This is a genomic window from Nonomuraea sp. NPDC051191 (assembly GCF_044455665.1).
GTDB lineage: Bacteria > Actinomycetota > Actinomycetes > Streptosporangiales > Streptosporangiaceae > Nonomuraea.
Genome location: NZ_JBITEZ010000007.1, coordinates 119,246 through 131,535, shown reverse-complemented (window position 1 = coordinate 131,535; position 12,290 = coordinate 119,246). Strand labels below are relative to the sequence as shown.

The following is a 12,290-nucleotide window of genomic DNA, read 5'->3' as shown; positions in this document are numbered from 1 at the left end:
ACAGGAGCATCATGCGTACCGCCATCAGCCTGTCCTTCGGCGCGCTCGCCCTGGCGACCCTGACCGCGTGCGGCTCGGGCACCACCGCCACGGACACCGGCAAGGGGTCGGCCGCCGCGCCCGGCAAGATCAATGTGGCCGCGTCCGACACCGAGTGCAAGGTCGCGACCGCGGAGATCGCAGCGGGCACGAGCACGTTCACGATCACCAACGGCGGGTCCAAGGTGACCGAGTTCTACGTGTACGCCCCCGGTGACCGGGTCATGGCCGAGGTCGAGAACATCGTGCCCGGCCTGACCAGGGAGCTGGTCGCCGAGCTGCCGGCCGGCGCGTACGAGACCGTGTGCAAGCCCGGCATGGTGGGCAAGGGCATCCGCAACGCCCTGAAGGTGACCGGCGAGCACAAGGCGCTCAGCTCCGACGCGCAGCTCGCCGGCGCGGTCACCAGCTACAAGCGCTACATCAAGTCGCAGAGCGACACGCTGCTGGTCAAGACCCAGGAGTTCGTGGACGCCGTCAAGGCCGGTGAGATCGCCAAGGCCAAGGAGCTGTACCCGGTCGCGCGGACGTACTGGGAGCGCATCGAGCCCGTCGCGGAGATCTTCGGCGACCTCGACCCGGCCATCGACGCCCGCGAGGCGGACCTGGCCGACGGCGAGGAGTGGACCGGTTTCCACCGGATCGAGAAGGATCTGTGGATCAAGAAGGACGTCAGCAAGGACGGCCCGGTCGCCGACAAGCTGATCGCCGACGTCAAGACCATCGTCGAGAAGTCCAACACCGCCGAGCTGACCCCGCTCAACCTGGCCAACGGCGCCAAGGGGCTGCTCGACGAGGTGGCCTCCGGGAAGATCACCGGCGAGGAGGACATCTGGTCGCACACCGACCTGTGGGACTTCGACGCCAACCTCCAGGGCTCCAAGGCCGCCGTGCAGTCGCTCCGCCCGGTGCTGGAGGAGCGCTCCCCCGACCTGGTCAAGACGCTGGACGAGAAGTTCGCCGCCGCCGACGCCGCGCTGGGCGCGCACCGGAAGGGCGACGGCTGGAAGCTGCACGACGAGCTGTCCAAGGCCGAGCTGAAGGCGCTGTCCGACGCGATCAACGCGCTGGCCGAGCCGATCAGTAAGATCGCTCCGGTCATCGCCAAGTAACGGGAGGTGGGGGCGATGTCGCAGGCCGGCGGGCGGATGAGCCGCCGCAAGCTGTTCGGGCTGGGGGCCGCGGGGGCGGCCGTGCTCGGGGCCGGGGCGGTGACGACCAGGTCGCTGCTGGAGGAGCCGCCGGTCGCGCACGCCGCCTCTACGTCCGATCCGTACCCGTTCTACGGCGGGCATCAGGCGGGCGTCGTCACGCCCGCCCAGGACCGGCTGCACTTCGTCGCCTTCGACGTCATCACCGACAAGAAGGCCGAACTGGTCGACCTGCTCCAGGAGTGGACGGCCGCGGCGGCCCGGCTGACGCAGGGCAAGGAGGCCGGGGCGTTCGGCGCGGTGGGCGGGGCGGCCGAGGCGGCCCCCGACGACACCGGCGAGGCGCTGGGCCTGCCCGCCTCGGGGCTCACGCTGACGATCGGGTTCGGCCCGTCGCTGTTCGACGACCGGTTCGGGCTGGCGGGCAAGCGTCCGGCCGCCCTCGCCGACCTGCCGAAGTTCCCCGGCGAACAGCTCATCCCGGAGATCTCGGGCGGGGACATCTGCGTCCAGGCCTGCGCGCACGACCCCCAGGTGGCCGTGCACGCCATCCGCAACCTGGCCAGGATCGGGTTCGGCAAGGTCTCGGTGCGCTGGTCGCAGCTCGGCTTCGGCCGTACGTCGTCCACCTCGCGGGCCCAGGCCACGCCGCGCAACCTCATGGGCTTCAAGGACGGCACCAACAACATGAAGCTGGAGGACGCCGACCTGCTGCGCGACCACCTGTGGGCCGCCGGCTCGGACGGCACCGCCTGGATGGCGGGCGGCACGTACATGGTCACCAGGAAGATCCGCATGACGGTCGAGACCTGGGACCGCGCCCCGCTCGCCGAGCAGGAGCAGATCTTCGGCCGGGACAAGGGCGAGGGCGCGCCGCTGGGCAAGAAGGCCGAGTTCGACGCCGTGGACCTCGCCGCCAAGGGCCCCGACGGGCAGCCGATGATCAAGGAGAACTCGCACGTCAGGCTGGCCCACCCGACCAGCAACGGCAACGCCCACCTGCTGCGCCGCGGCTACAACTTCGTGGACGGCTCCGACGGGCTCGGCCGCCTGGACGCCGGGCTGTTCTTCATCGCCTACCAACGCGACCCGCGCAGGCAGTTCGTGCCCGTGCAGATGAACCTGGCCCGGCACGACGCGCTCAACGAGTACATCAAGCACGTCTCCAGCGGCCTGTTCGCCTGCCCTCCCGGCGTCCAGGACGCGGGCGACTACTGGGGGCGCACCCTGTTCGCCTGACCTTGCCCGGCGCCCGCCGTCAGCGGTGGCGGGCGCGGGAGGCCTGGGCGTGGGCGCGGTTGGCGCAGCGGGTCGAGCAGAACTGCCGCTTGCCCGGCCGGCTGCGGTCGATGAAGGCGTCGGTGCACGGCGTGGCCGCGCAGCGGCGCAGCCGTTCCCAGTCGCCGGACGCGGCGATCTCCAGCAGCTCGGTGACGGCCCGTACGGCGAGCCGTCCCGCCGGCGCCGCCCCGTCCGGCGCGACCAGCCGCAGCCGGGGCACGCCGCCCGCCGCGGTCACCGCCGGCCGCGCGGGCAGCCCGGCCACCCACTCCGCCAGCACCCGCGCCCGGTCGTCGGGCTCGGCGGCCAGCACCGCCCGCAACCGCCCCCGCACCTCCCTGACCTGCCGCAGGTCCTCCTCCCCGACCCCGCCCTGACCGCGCGGCGCCTGGTCGTTCTCGACCGGTTCGCCCAGTTCGCGACAGAAGCGGTGCAGCTCCGCCACGTCGGGCAATCGTTCGGGATCGTCCAGGTACTCGTCCCACGTGTTGGCCAGATCGACGGCCACGAGACCCGTCTCGATGAACTGGCGCATCCCTCACCCTCCTGCTACTGTCACGACTATGAGCACTATAACCCCTGACAGAAACCTGACCATCCTCGACGCGCCCTCGAACCTGGGCCTGCGCCCACTCGCCGAGGATGTCATCCCCGGCTGCTACAAGGCCCCCTGGGCGCTGCGGAACAACGGGCTGGTCGCCCGGCTCGGCGCGGCCGACGCGGGCACGCTGATCCCGCCCCGCTACGTGGCCACCTGGAAGCCCGGCGACGGCGTGCGCAACGGCGAGGCGATCGCCGCCTACACCCGGCGGCTGGCCGACCGCGTGGCCGGGATCAGGGCGTCCGGCGGGTTCCCCGTCCTGCTCGGCGGCGACTGCTCGATCATGCTCGGCCCCGCCCTCGCCCTGCGCAGGACCGGCCGCTACGGGGTGGCCTACCTCGACGCCCACGCCGACTTCCGCCACCTCGGCAACTCCCCGCACGTCGGCGCGGCGGCCGGGGAGGACCTGGCCCTGGTGACCGGCCGCGGCGACGACTACCTGGCCGACATCGACGGCCTGCGCCCGTACGTCCGGGACGAGGACGTCATCGTGCTCGGCGTCCGGGACAACGAGGACGTCCAGGACATCGCCGGCAGCGGGATCGCCTTCGTCGCCGGGAACGACATCCCCCTGGAGGCCGCCGAGCGCGTGCTCGTGCGCGACGACCTGGACGGCTTCTGGATCCACGTGGACGCCGACGTGCTCGACCCGTCCGTGGTGTCGGCCGTCGACTCGCCCTCCCCCGGCGGCCTGACCGGCGAGCAGCTCGCCGACCTGCTCCGCGGGCTGGTCGCGCTGCCCGGCGCGGCCGGGATCGAGATCACCATCCTCGACCCCGACCTCGACGAGGACGGCAGCCAGGCGGCCACCCTGACCGACATCCTCGTCTCAGCCCTGAGCTGACCCGTGGCCTTCCGGGGCGGAGCCGTCCGCCCTGAGGATGCGGAAGACGGGATGGCGAGGTGCGATCCGCCGGAAACCGTCCAGCGACGCCTTCGGGCCGAGGCCGAGATGGGGGCGCGCGCCGGGCGCGACGGCGGCGTAGCGGCGCAGGATCTCGGGGCGGCGCTCGACCGGCACCTCCTCCAGCCTGATCGGCACCCCCCGCCCGCGGCGGCGCAGCACGGCCCGGCCACCGGCGGCCCGGACGTTGCGCACCCAGTTCGCCTCCGGCCCCAGCATGGACACGAGGAACTCGCCGCCCTCGTACCCCGCGACCACGACGGGCACCGACGTGCGGGCCCCGGTACGGCGTCCCACCACCTGGAGCACGGCCCCCTGAGGCAGCGGCAACCAGCGGGACGCGTACGTCAGCGCGTCGAGCCGGTTCATCGCGCGCATGAGCGCGTTGGGCCGCCCGCCCCGGTACATCAGGCGTTTGAGCGCCGCCAGCCGCCGGACGACGCCCGTCCACGCCGGGGTCACCGCACCCTCCTCCACAACAGCACGACCGCCGCGAGCCCCGGGACCAGCGGAAGGACCTGCGACCAGCCCAGCAGCGGCACGAGACCGACCTCGCCGTTGGTGTCCCGGACGGTCAGCGCCGCCAGCACGAGGCACAGGGCCACCACGAACAGCCCGGACCCCAGCCACCGGGCCCACCCCTTGCCCGCGCGGGCCCCCAGGACGGTGACGAGCCAGCCGAGCAGCCCGAGCGCCCCCATGACGACGAGGATCACCGTGTACGCGGTGACGCCCTCGTCGATCTTCGCCGGGGCGAGCCCGGGGTAGCCGGTCCGGAGGTGTTCGGCCAGCCCGGACCGGTAGGCGAACACGAAGAGCGTGACGAGCAGCGTGAGCGCGGCGCCGCCGTACAGCAGGGCGAGGGCGCCCCGCGACTTCCCTGGCATGACATAGGTCCTTTCGTCGGCACAACATTCTTACAACGTATGTTTCTACTATACTTACGCGGTAAGAATCGAGAAAGGGCACCATGTCCCCGAAGCGCACCCGCGGCCAGAACGCCGGCCTCACCCGGCAGGCCATCCTGCGGGCGGCTCTGGCGCTGGCCGACCGCGAAGGGCTGAAGGCGCTGTCCATGCGCCGCATCGGCCAGGAGCTCGGCGTCGAGGCCATGTCCCTCTACCAGCACGTAGGCAGCAAGGACGAGCTGCTCGACGGCCTGGTCGAGCAGCTCGTCACGCAGGCCGCGCCGCTGCTGACCGAGGCCGCCGCATGGCAGGAGGGCCTGCGCGAGTACGCCCACACGCTGCTGCGCGTCCTGCTCGCGCACCCGAACGTCCTGCCCCTGGTGGTCAGCCGGCCCGCGATCACCCCCCAGAACCTGCGCCTGATGGAGGAGGGGCTGCGCGTGCTGCGCTCGGCGGGCCTGCCGCCGGACCGCGCGCTGGACATGCTCTACGCCGTGACCGGATTCGTCGTCGGCCACGTCGCCCTCCTGGCCGCCGGCGGCGGACCAGCTCCGGGCGACGGGATGCGGGACATCCCCGAACCGGACCTGCTGGAGACCCCGCTGCTGGCCGAGGCCACCCGGGCGCGGCGCGCCCAGCCGTCCTCGGGCACCGACCCCCGCTTCGTCTTCGCGCTCGAAGCCATGCTGCGCGGCTTCGGCGAGCCCTAGCGGAACACGTACCCGCTCGTGCTGGTCTGTCCGGCGGCGTTCGTGGCGGTGACGGAGGTCCAGGGGCCGGGCGGGACGTAGGGGGCCCACGCCGACTCGGGGCGGCCCGGTCCGTGCCACTGCTGGGCGACGCCGACCTCGCGTCCGCCGGGCGAGGTGAAGCGCAGGGTGCCGCCGCGCAGGTTGTAGCCCTCGACCACGATTCCGGGCCGTCCGTCCCGGTCCTTCCGGTACGCGTTCACGATGATCGGCTGCCGCCTTCCGTCGGCGATGTCGTCGGCCAGGGAAGGGGTGGCCGGGCTCGCCTGGCAGGTGAAGAAGGGGTCCCAGCCGTAGGAGAGGATCTTCGCGGCGAGCCCGCCGGTCGCCATGATCTGCTGGTCCAGCCGGGCCTTGCTGGTACGTCCCCGGAACGGCAACGGCTCGACCCGGCCGCACTCGCCGTCCACCGGGGCGGGCTCGAAGCCCTCGACGTTCACCCACAGCTCGACCCCGGCGGGCACGCTCCGGGCCGCCGCCTCGATGTAGTCCCTGGTGGGCCCGTAGTAGCCGTCGGCGTTGCGCACCCGGCCGACCACCGGCACCAGCCTGGGGGCGACCATGGAACCGCCGTCCTCGATCCCGTGCACGGGGACCTTGCCGGTGCCCCGCCCGTCCTGCACGGCGACGGCCATGGGGGCGCCCGCGCGGGTGGCGGCGATGTCGGCGAGCCCGCCGGGCACCTGGCCGGGCGGGAATCCGCGCCCCCTGCGGGCGTCGATGTAGGGGCTGACCAGGATCTTCCTGCCGGGCAGCGCGGCGGCGACCACCGCGTGCTGGGCCGCGTACAGCGCGAGCACGGGGTCGCGCGGCCCCCGCTGGCGCATGGCCAGCTCGAACGACTGGTAGACCCCGCCGAAGGCCGACGACCCGCCGAACCGCTCCCGGTAGGCGGCCAGCACCCGCGCGGTGAAGGCGTTCAGCGCGGCGAGGTGCGCGAGGTCCGGCTCCCACGGCTTGCCGCGCCGCTGCGGCGCGGCGGGCAGCCCGGGGAACACCTTCATCCCGTACGCCGCCGCCTCCTCCACCAGATTGCCGACCCCGTCGCCGTCCGTGGAGACCAGCACGAGGTCCTGGACGCGATCGGCGCACGACGCGGCCAGCGACACCCGGTAGAAGACGCGGTCGCCGGCGTCGATCCGGCGGTCCACGCCGGGACAGCGCAGCAGCGAGCGCCCGAACTCCTCGCTGGTCACGTACGTGTACACGTGCCGGACGCGCTTGCCCGGCACCCGCGCGCAGGGCCGCCCGTCCACCCGGCAGGCGGCGAACTCCGGTTCCATCGGCCCGGCCTCGAACCGGGGCCCGAACGTGACGAGCGTGTCACCGCCGAGCGAGTGGATCGCCTCCACCATCCGCCGCGTCACGCACACGTCGGCCCGCGGCATGACCCAGTAGCCCGTGATCGCGTACGGGGAGTCCGCCCGCGTGTCCCTGGGCGGGCACCCGTCGTCGCCCGCGCCCGCCCCGGCCGGGACCGCGACGAAGACCGCCAGGACCGCCACCACGACCAGCCACCGTAACCGGCGCACCCGTGCTCCCCTCGACGTACCGACCACAGTAGGCACCTACCCGATCCGCGGCCGTACGTGCCCCGGCACCGGGCGGCCGGGCGGCGGCACGGACAATGGAGTCATGGTGAGCATCGACCTCAGTGGGAAGACAGCGCTGGTCACAGGCTCGACCCAGGGCATCGGGGCGGCCATCGCGGCCGGTCTGGCGGGAGCGGGCGCGCGGGTCGGCGTCAACGGCCGCAGCGAGGGCTCGGTGGCCGCCGCCATCGAGCGCATGAACCACGGCGACCTGGTGGCGGCGCCCGGCGACGTCTCCACCGACGAAGGGCTCCAGCGGATCCTCGGCTCGCTGCCGCGGGTGGACATCCTCGTCAACAACCTGGGCATCTTCGGGGCCAGGCCCGCGATGGAGATCGACGACGCGGAGTGGCGGCGGTACTTCGAGGTCAACGTCCTGACCGCGGTGCGGCTGACGCGCGCCTACCTGCCGGGCATGATCGAGCGCGGCTGGGGCCGGATCCAGTACATCGCCAGCGACTCGGCCGTCGTCACGCCCGCCGAGATGATCCACTACGGCATGAGCAAGACGGCGCTGCTGGCCGTCTCGCGCGGGTTCGCCAAGGAGGCCGCCGGGAGCGGGGTGACGGTCAACTCGGTGATCGCCGGGCCCACGCACACCAGCGGCGTGGAGGAGTTCGTCTACCAGCTCGTGGACCGGGAGCTGCCGTGGGAGGAGGCGCAGCGGGCGTTCATGCGCCAGTACCGTCCGCAGTCGCTCATCCAGCGGCTGATCGAGCCCGAGGAGATCGCCAACATGGTCGTCTATCTCAGCTCGCCGCTCGCCTCGGCCACCACAGGCGGCGCCCTGCGCGTGGACGGCGGCTACGTGGACGCCATCCTGCCCTGATCCCGGCCGCCCGCCCGCGCTCAGTACGACTGGAGCTCGATCAGGTTGCCCTCCGGGTCACGCAGGTGGGCCGTGCGCAGGCCGGGCCCCCAGGCGGGGCGGTCCTGGGGCGGCGCGGCGACCGTGGCCCCGAGCCGGACGAGCCGGTCGGTCTCGCCGTCCACGTCGTCGACCTTCATCACCAGCATCACCGTGTCCTGGGCGGCCGACGCAGGCAGCCCGGCGGTGCCGACGACCTCGGCGACGCGGTCGCGGCCGAAGAGCACCAGACCGGCCTGGCCGTCGATGTCCCAGTTGGCGTAGGCGGCCTCCGGCAGCACCTTGACCGGCTCCACGCCGAGGGCGGCCCGGTAGAAGGCGACGCTCGCCGGGAAGTCGCGCACCAGCAGCCGAGGGTAGAGGGCGTCCATCCTGGACCTCCAATATTAGTGGGTAACTACCAACTATTGGCAACAACCTACACTTCTGGATGAGATGGAACTGCCACCCACCCTGCTCGGGACGACCACCTTCGTGCTGCACAAGGTCGGCGTCGCCAACCGGCGCGCCCTGGCCGCGCGGCTGACCGCCGACACGGGGCTGAGCCTGTGGGAGTTCGCGGCGCTGGCCACGCTCGACGACTTCGGCCCGGCCGCCCAGCGGGAGGTCGGCGACCGGCTGGGCCTCGACCCGAGCGACATGGTGCGCCTGATGGACGGGCTCATGAACGAGGGCCTGGCCGCCCGGGAGCGCGACCCCGCCGACCGCCGCCGCTACCGGATCTCGCTGACCGCCGCCGGCCGCGACACCCTCGAACGGGCCCGCGCGGTGGTGGCGGACGTCGAACGCGAGACCCTCGCCCCGCTGACGGACGCCGAGCGCCGCCACCTCCACATTCTCGTCACAAAACTCTTCTCCCCTTGACAAATTCCATAACCCACGTCAACTGAATAGCAACAGCCACAACAACTGCCCTCTTTGCACAAAGAATCAGATCATGTTAGATGGAGGGCAAGCTCCGGGAGAGAGGACCGGGCATTGTGACGCTGATTCTCGATGGCGTCCGCGTACGGCAGCGCGGGGAGACCTGGCTCGACGACATCCACCTGGAACTACCCAACGGACTGACCACTCTCGTCGGCCCGATGAACTCGGGAAAGACCACGCTCATGCGGGTCGCCGCCGGGCTGCAGCCGCCTGATTCCGGGCGGGTGCTGGTCAACGGAAATGACGTCACCTCGATTTCCGTGCGAAAGCGCTCGGTCGCCTTCGTCTATCAGCAATTCATCAATTACCCGTCCCTCACCGTCCGGCAGAACATCGCCTCGCCGCTGCGGCTGGACCGGTCGTACCGGAAGGACGACATCGACCGGCGGGTGCGGGAGGTGGCCGCGATCATGGGCCTCGGCGACCTGCTGGACCGCAGGCCCGCGGAGCTGTCGGGCGGCCAGCAGCAGCGCACGGCGATCGCCCGCGCGCTGGCCAGGCCCGTGGACGTGCTGCTGCTCGACGAGCCGCTGGCCAACCTCGACTTCAAGCTGCGCGAGCAGTTGCGCGAGGACCTCAAGCGCATGTTCGCCGGCGCGCCTGGCGTCGTCCTGTACTCCACGGCCGACCCGAACGAGGCCCTGACCTTCGCCGCGCCCGCCGTGGTGCTCGGCGAGGGCCGGGTGCGGCACGTCGGCGACCCGGCCACCATGTACGCCGAGCCGCCCACGGTCGACGTCGCGGCCACGCTCAGCGACCCGCCGCTCAACCTGCTGCCCGGCACGGTACGGAACGGCCGGATCGAGGTCCTGGGCACGTCCTTCCCCGCGCCACCCGTCCCCGCCTCGGGCCACGACGTCGTGCTGGGCATCCGCCCCCACCAGGTCACGATCACCAGGACCGGCCCCGGCGCGCTGGAGCTGCCCGCCGAGATCAGGCTGGCCGAGGTGACCGGCGGCGCGACGTTCCTGCACCTGCTGCTGGACGGACGGCGGCACCTGGTCGCCCACCTGCCGGGCACCCGGCAGTTCGCCCCGGGCGAGCCGACCACCGCGTACGTGGACCCGCGGCACATCTTCGTGTTCGACGAGGCCGGCGGCCGATTACCGGCGGTCCCGGCGGCGGGGGCCGGCCCGCATGGCTGACATCCGCCTGGAAGGCGTGGGCCACAGCTACGACGGCGGCCGCACCTGGGCGCTCAGGCCGACGACCTGGACGTGGCGCGGCGCCAGGGCCTACGCCCTGCTCGGGCCGAGCGGCTGCGGCAAGACGACGCTGCTCAACATCATCTCGGGGCTGCTCACACCCACCGTGGGCCGGATCTGGTTCGACGACCGCGAGGTGACCGGGGTCCCCACGGCCGGCCGCGACATCGCCCAGGTCTTCCAGTTCCCCGTCCTGTACGAGGAGATGTCCGTCTACGGCAACCTGGCCTTCCCGCTGCGCAACCGGAAGGTCCCGGCCGAGGAGGTCCACCGGCGCGTTTTGCGGGTCTCGGCCATGCTGGGCCTGGACGACGTGCTGCGCCGCCGGGCGCGCCGGCTCGACCCGGGCCGCAAGCAGATCGTCAGCCTGGGCCGCGGCCTGGTACGCGAGCAGGTGGCGGCCGTGCTGCTCGACGAGCCGCTGACCGTGGTGGACCCGGCGCTGAAGTGGACGCTGCGCAGCAAGCTCAAGGAGATCCACCGCGACACCGGCCACACCCTCGTCTACGTCACCCACGACCAGACCGAGGCGCTGACCTTCGCCGACGAGGTGGTCGTCCTCAACGACGGCCGGATCGTGCAGGCCGGGGAGCCGGCGGAGCTGTTCCTGTCGCCCGCGCACGAGTTCGTCGGCCACTTCATCGGCTCGCCCGGCATGAACGTGCTGCCCGCCGAGATCGGCGGCGACGGCGTGGTCAGGATCGGCCCCTCGGCGGTCGGCGCGGCGGGCGCGGCCGGCGCGATGGGGGGTGGGTTGCCGCCCGGGCCGGTGCGGATCGGGGTGCGGCCCGAGTTCGTCCAGGTCGGCGGCCCGGTGCGGAACCCCGGCGCGGCGGGCAGGGTGACCGGGGTCGACCGCATGGGGTCCCACGACCTGGTGCGCGCCGAGATCGGCGGCCATCCGCTGATCGCCAGGACCGAGGCCGGCTCCCCCTGGACGCCGGGCACGGTCGTGTTCCTGCATTTCCCCGCGGACCGCACGTTCCTGTTCCGCGACGAGGTCAGGTGCGGCTCGCTCGCACCCCTGGACGGAAGGGGTCAGGCATGACCGACCGGACCGCCGTCGCGGGCGGCCAGACAGCCGGCGAGGTCGTCCCGGACGCCGCGCCCGCGCCCCCGGCCGAGGCCGCCGGGTCGCGGGCCGATCCCCGTCCGCGGGACAACCGGGCCTGGCTGCTGGTGCTGCCGGTCGTGGTGTCGGTGGCCTTCACCGCCGTGATCCCGCTGATGACCGTCGTGAACTTCTCCGTCCAGGACGTCTTCAGCCCGGTGGACCGGGTGTTCGTCGGCCTGGACTGGTTCCGGCAGATCGCCCGCGACCCCGAGGTGCGCGCGGCGCTCGTGCGCACGCTGCTGTTCTCGGCCCAGGTGCTGCTGGTGGAGATCCCGCTCGGCGTGGTCATCGCCGTGTGCATGCCGCGCCGCGGGTTCTGGGTGTCGGTGGCGCTGGTGCTGGTGGCGCTGCCGCTGCTCATCCCGTGGAACGTCGTGGGCACGATCTGGCAGATCTTCGCCCGCGGCGACATCGGGCTCGGCGGCTGGGCGGTCAACAACGTGCTGCACGTCAACTTCAACTACACGCTCGACTCGGCCGACGCCTGGATCACCGTCCTGGTCATGGACGTGTGGCACTGGACGCCGCTGGTGGCGCTGCTGGCCTACGCGGGGCTGCGGTCGATCCCGGAGCCGTACTTCCAGGCCGCGCAGATCGACGGCGCCTCGGGGTGGGCGACGTTCCGGCACATCCAGCTCCCGCGGCTGCGCGGCGTGCTGACGATCGCGATCCTGCTGCGGTTCATGGACAGCTTCATGATCTACACGGAGCCGTTCGTGGTGACCGGCGGCGGGCCGGGGAACGCGACCTCGTTCCTGAGCATCCTGCTGTCGAAGATCGCCGTCGGCCAGTTCGACCTGGGCCCGGCGGGCGCGTTCTCGCTGCTGTACTTCCTGCTCGTCCAGGTCGCCTGTTACGTCTTCTTCACCGTGCTGACCAGGGCGGGGAGGTGAGCCCGATGCGCCACCGGCTGCCGTGGGCGCGCACGGTCTTCTGGCTGTACGCCGCCAC

General features: G+C 72.4%; 14 protein-coding genes. 9 read left to right on the top strand and 5 right to left on the bottom strand.

The window, feature by feature from the left end; translation table 11 throughout:
• Window positions 1-11: 11 nt before the first annotated feature.
• Both efeO and efeB read left to right on the top strand, forming a co-directional pair.
• Window positions 12-1,151: an iron uptake system protein EfeO gene (gene efeO / locus ACIA8R_RS21480; RefSeq protein ID WP_397039967.1), complete on the top strand. Its 1,140-nt coding sequence runs from the start codon at window positions 12-14 to the stop codon at window positions 1,149-1,151.
• Between the two features lie 15 nt (window positions 1,152-1,166).
• Window positions 1,167-2,429, top strand: coding sequence for an iron uptake transporter deferrochelatase/peroxidase subunit (gene efeB / locus ACIA8R_RS21475; protein ID WP_397039965.1), 1,263 nt, complete (start codon window positions 1,167-1,169; stop codon window positions 2,427-2,429).
• Window positions 2,430-2,448: 19 nt separating this feature from the next.
• Here the strand turns inward: efeB and ACIA8R_RS21470 are convergent, their stop codons facing one another.
• Window positions 2,449-3,006, bottom strand: a complete 558-nt coding sequence (locus ACIA8R_RS21470) for a CGNR zinc finger domain-containing protein (protein ID WP_364089289.1) — start codon at window positions 3,004-3,006, stop codon at window positions 2,449-2,451.
• Window positions 3,007-3,034: 28 nt separating this feature from the next.
• On the opposite strand from ACIA8R_RS21470, the gene ACIA8R_RS21465 reads away from it, so the two are divergent.
• A complete protein-coding gene (locus tag ACIA8R_RS21465) occupies window positions 3,035-3,916 on the top strand; it encodes an arginase family protein (RefSeq protein WP_397039964.1) in 882 nt (293 codons plus the stop codon).
• Here ACIA8R_RS21465 and ACIA8R_RS21460 read toward each other — a convergent pair.
• Window positions 3,902-4,438 (bottom strand): nitroreductase/quinone reductase family protein, encoded by a 537-nt coding sequence (locus ACIA8R_RS21460; protein WP_357694851.1) that lies wholly within the window; start codon window positions 4,436-4,438, stop codon window positions 3,902-3,904. The two genes, ACIA8R_RS21465 and ACIA8R_RS21460, sit on opposite strands and share 15 nt — an antisense overlap.
• On the bottom strand, window positions 4,435-4,863 hold the full coding sequence (locus ACIA8R_RS21455) for a hypothetical protein (protein WP_397039962.1): 429 nt from the start codon (window positions 4,861-4,863) through the stop codon (window positions 4,435-4,437). The genes ACIA8R_RS21460 and ACIA8R_RS21455 overlap by 4 nt, the downstream gene beginning before the upstream one ends.
• Window positions 4,864-4,946: 83 nt before the next feature.
• On the opposite strand from ACIA8R_RS21455, the gene ACIA8R_RS21450 reads away from it, so the two are divergent.
• Window positions 4,947-5,594 (top strand): TetR/AcrR family transcriptional regulator, encoded by a 648-nt coding sequence (locus tag ACIA8R_RS21450; RefSeq protein ID WP_397039960.1) that lies wholly within the window; start codon window positions 4,947-4,949, stop codon window positions 5,592-5,594.
• Here ACIA8R_RS21450 and ACIA8R_RS21445 read toward each other — a convergent pair.
• A complete protein-coding gene (locus ACIA8R_RS21445) occupies window positions 5,591-7,165 on the bottom strand; it encodes a DUF4434 domain-containing protein (RefSeq protein ID WP_397039959.1) in 1,575 nt (524 codons plus the stop codon). The two genes, ACIA8R_RS21450 and ACIA8R_RS21445, sit on opposite strands and share 4 nt — an antisense overlap.
• A gap of 106 nt (window positions 7,166-7,271) precedes the next feature.
• Between ACIA8R_RS21445 and ACIA8R_RS21440 the strand changes: the two genes are divergently transcribed.
• The gene (locus tag ACIA8R_RS21440) at window positions 7,272-8,054 is read left to right on the top strand and encodes an SDR family NAD(P)-dependent oxidoreductase (protein WP_397040307.1); all 783 of its coding nucleotides are present in this window, start codon (window positions 7,272-7,274) and stop codon (window positions 8,052-8,054) included.
• Between the two features lie 20 nt (window positions 8,055-8,074).
• Here the strand turns inward: ACIA8R_RS21440 and ACIA8R_RS21435 are convergent, their stop codons facing one another.
• On the bottom strand, window positions 8,075-8,464 hold the full coding sequence (locus tag ACIA8R_RS21435; protein ID WP_397039957.1) for a VOC family protein: 390 nt from the start codon (window positions 8,462-8,464) through the stop codon (window positions 8,075-8,077).
• 64 nt (window positions 8,465-8,528) lie between these two features.
• Between ACIA8R_RS21435 and ACIA8R_RS21430 the strand changes: the two genes are divergently transcribed.
• The 4 genes from ACIA8R_RS21430 to ACIA8R_RS21415 all read left to right on the top strand — a co-directional run bounded on the left by ACIA8R_RS21430 (window position 8,529) and on the right by ACIA8R_RS21415 (window position 12,232).
• Entirely contained in the window at window positions 8,529-8,957 is a 429-nt protein-coding gene (locus ACIA8R_RS21430; RefSeq protein WP_357694841.1) for a MarR family transcriptional regulator, read from the top strand.
• Between the two features lie 116 nt (window positions 8,958-9,073).
• A complete protein-coding gene (locus tag ACIA8R_RS21425) occupies window positions 9,074-10,165 on the top strand; it encodes an ABC transporter ATP-binding protein (RefSeq protein ID WP_397039954.1) in 1,092 nt (363 codons plus the stop codon).
• Window positions 10,158-11,273 (top strand): ABC transporter ATP-binding protein, encoded by a 1,116-nt coding sequence (locus tag ACIA8R_RS21420; RefSeq protein ID WP_364089315.1) that lies wholly within the window; start codon window positions 10,158-10,160, stop codon window positions 11,271-11,273. The genes ACIA8R_RS21425 and ACIA8R_RS21420 overlap by 8 nt, the downstream gene beginning before the upstream one ends.
• Window positions 11,270-12,232, top strand: coding sequence for a carbohydrate ABC transporter permease (locus ACIA8R_RS21415; RefSeq protein ID WP_397039952.1), 963 nt, complete (start codon window positions 11,270-11,272; stop codon window positions 12,230-12,232). The genes ACIA8R_RS21420 and ACIA8R_RS21415 overlap by 4 nt, the downstream gene beginning before the upstream one ends.
• The last annotated feature ends 58 nt before the right edge of the window (window positions 12,233-12,290 follow it).

Excerpts from the sequence above, each read along its gene's own strand:
- efeO (WP_397039967.1), top strand. The coding sequence starts at position 12 with ATGCGTACCGCCATCAGCCTGTCCTTCGGCGCGCTCGCCCTGGCGACC.
- efeB (WP_397039965.1), top strand. The coding sequence starts at position 1,167 with ATGTCGCAGGCCGGCGGGCGGATGAGCCGCCGCAAGCTGTTCGGGCTG.
- ACIA8R_RS21470 (WP_364089289.1), bottom strand. The coding sequence starts at position 3,006 with ATGCGCCAGTTCATCGAGACGGGTCTCGTGGCCGTCGATCTGGCCAAC.
- ACIA8R_RS21465 (WP_397039964.1), top strand. The coding sequence starts at position 3,035 with ATGAGCACTATAACCCCTGACAGAAACCTGACCATCCTCGACGCGCCC.
- ACIA8R_RS21455 (WP_397039962.1), bottom strand. The coding sequence starts at position 4,863 with ATGCCAGGGAAGTCGCGGGGCGCCCTCGCCCTGCTGTACGGCGGCGCC.
- ACIA8R_RS21450 (WP_397039960.1), top strand. The coding sequence starts at position 4,947 with ATGTCCCCGAAGCGCACCCGCGGCCAGAACGCCGGCCTCACCCGGCAG.
- ACIA8R_RS21435 (WP_397039957.1), bottom strand. The coding sequence starts at position 8,464 with ATGGACGCCCTCTACCCTCGGCTGCTGGTGCGCGACTTCCCGGCGAGC.
- ACIA8R_RS21430 (WP_357694841.1), top strand. The coding sequence starts at position 8,529 with ATGGAACTGCCACCCACCCTGCTCGGGACGACCACCTTCGTGCTGCAC.
- ACIA8R_RS21420 (WP_364089315.1), top strand. The coding sequence starts at position 10,158 with ATGGCTGACATCCGCCTGGAAGGCGTGGGCCACAGCTACGACGGCGGC.
- ACIA8R_RS21415 (WP_397039952.1), top strand. The coding sequence starts at position 11,270 with ATGACCGACCGGACCGCCGTCGCGGGCGGCCAGACAGCCGGCGAGGTC.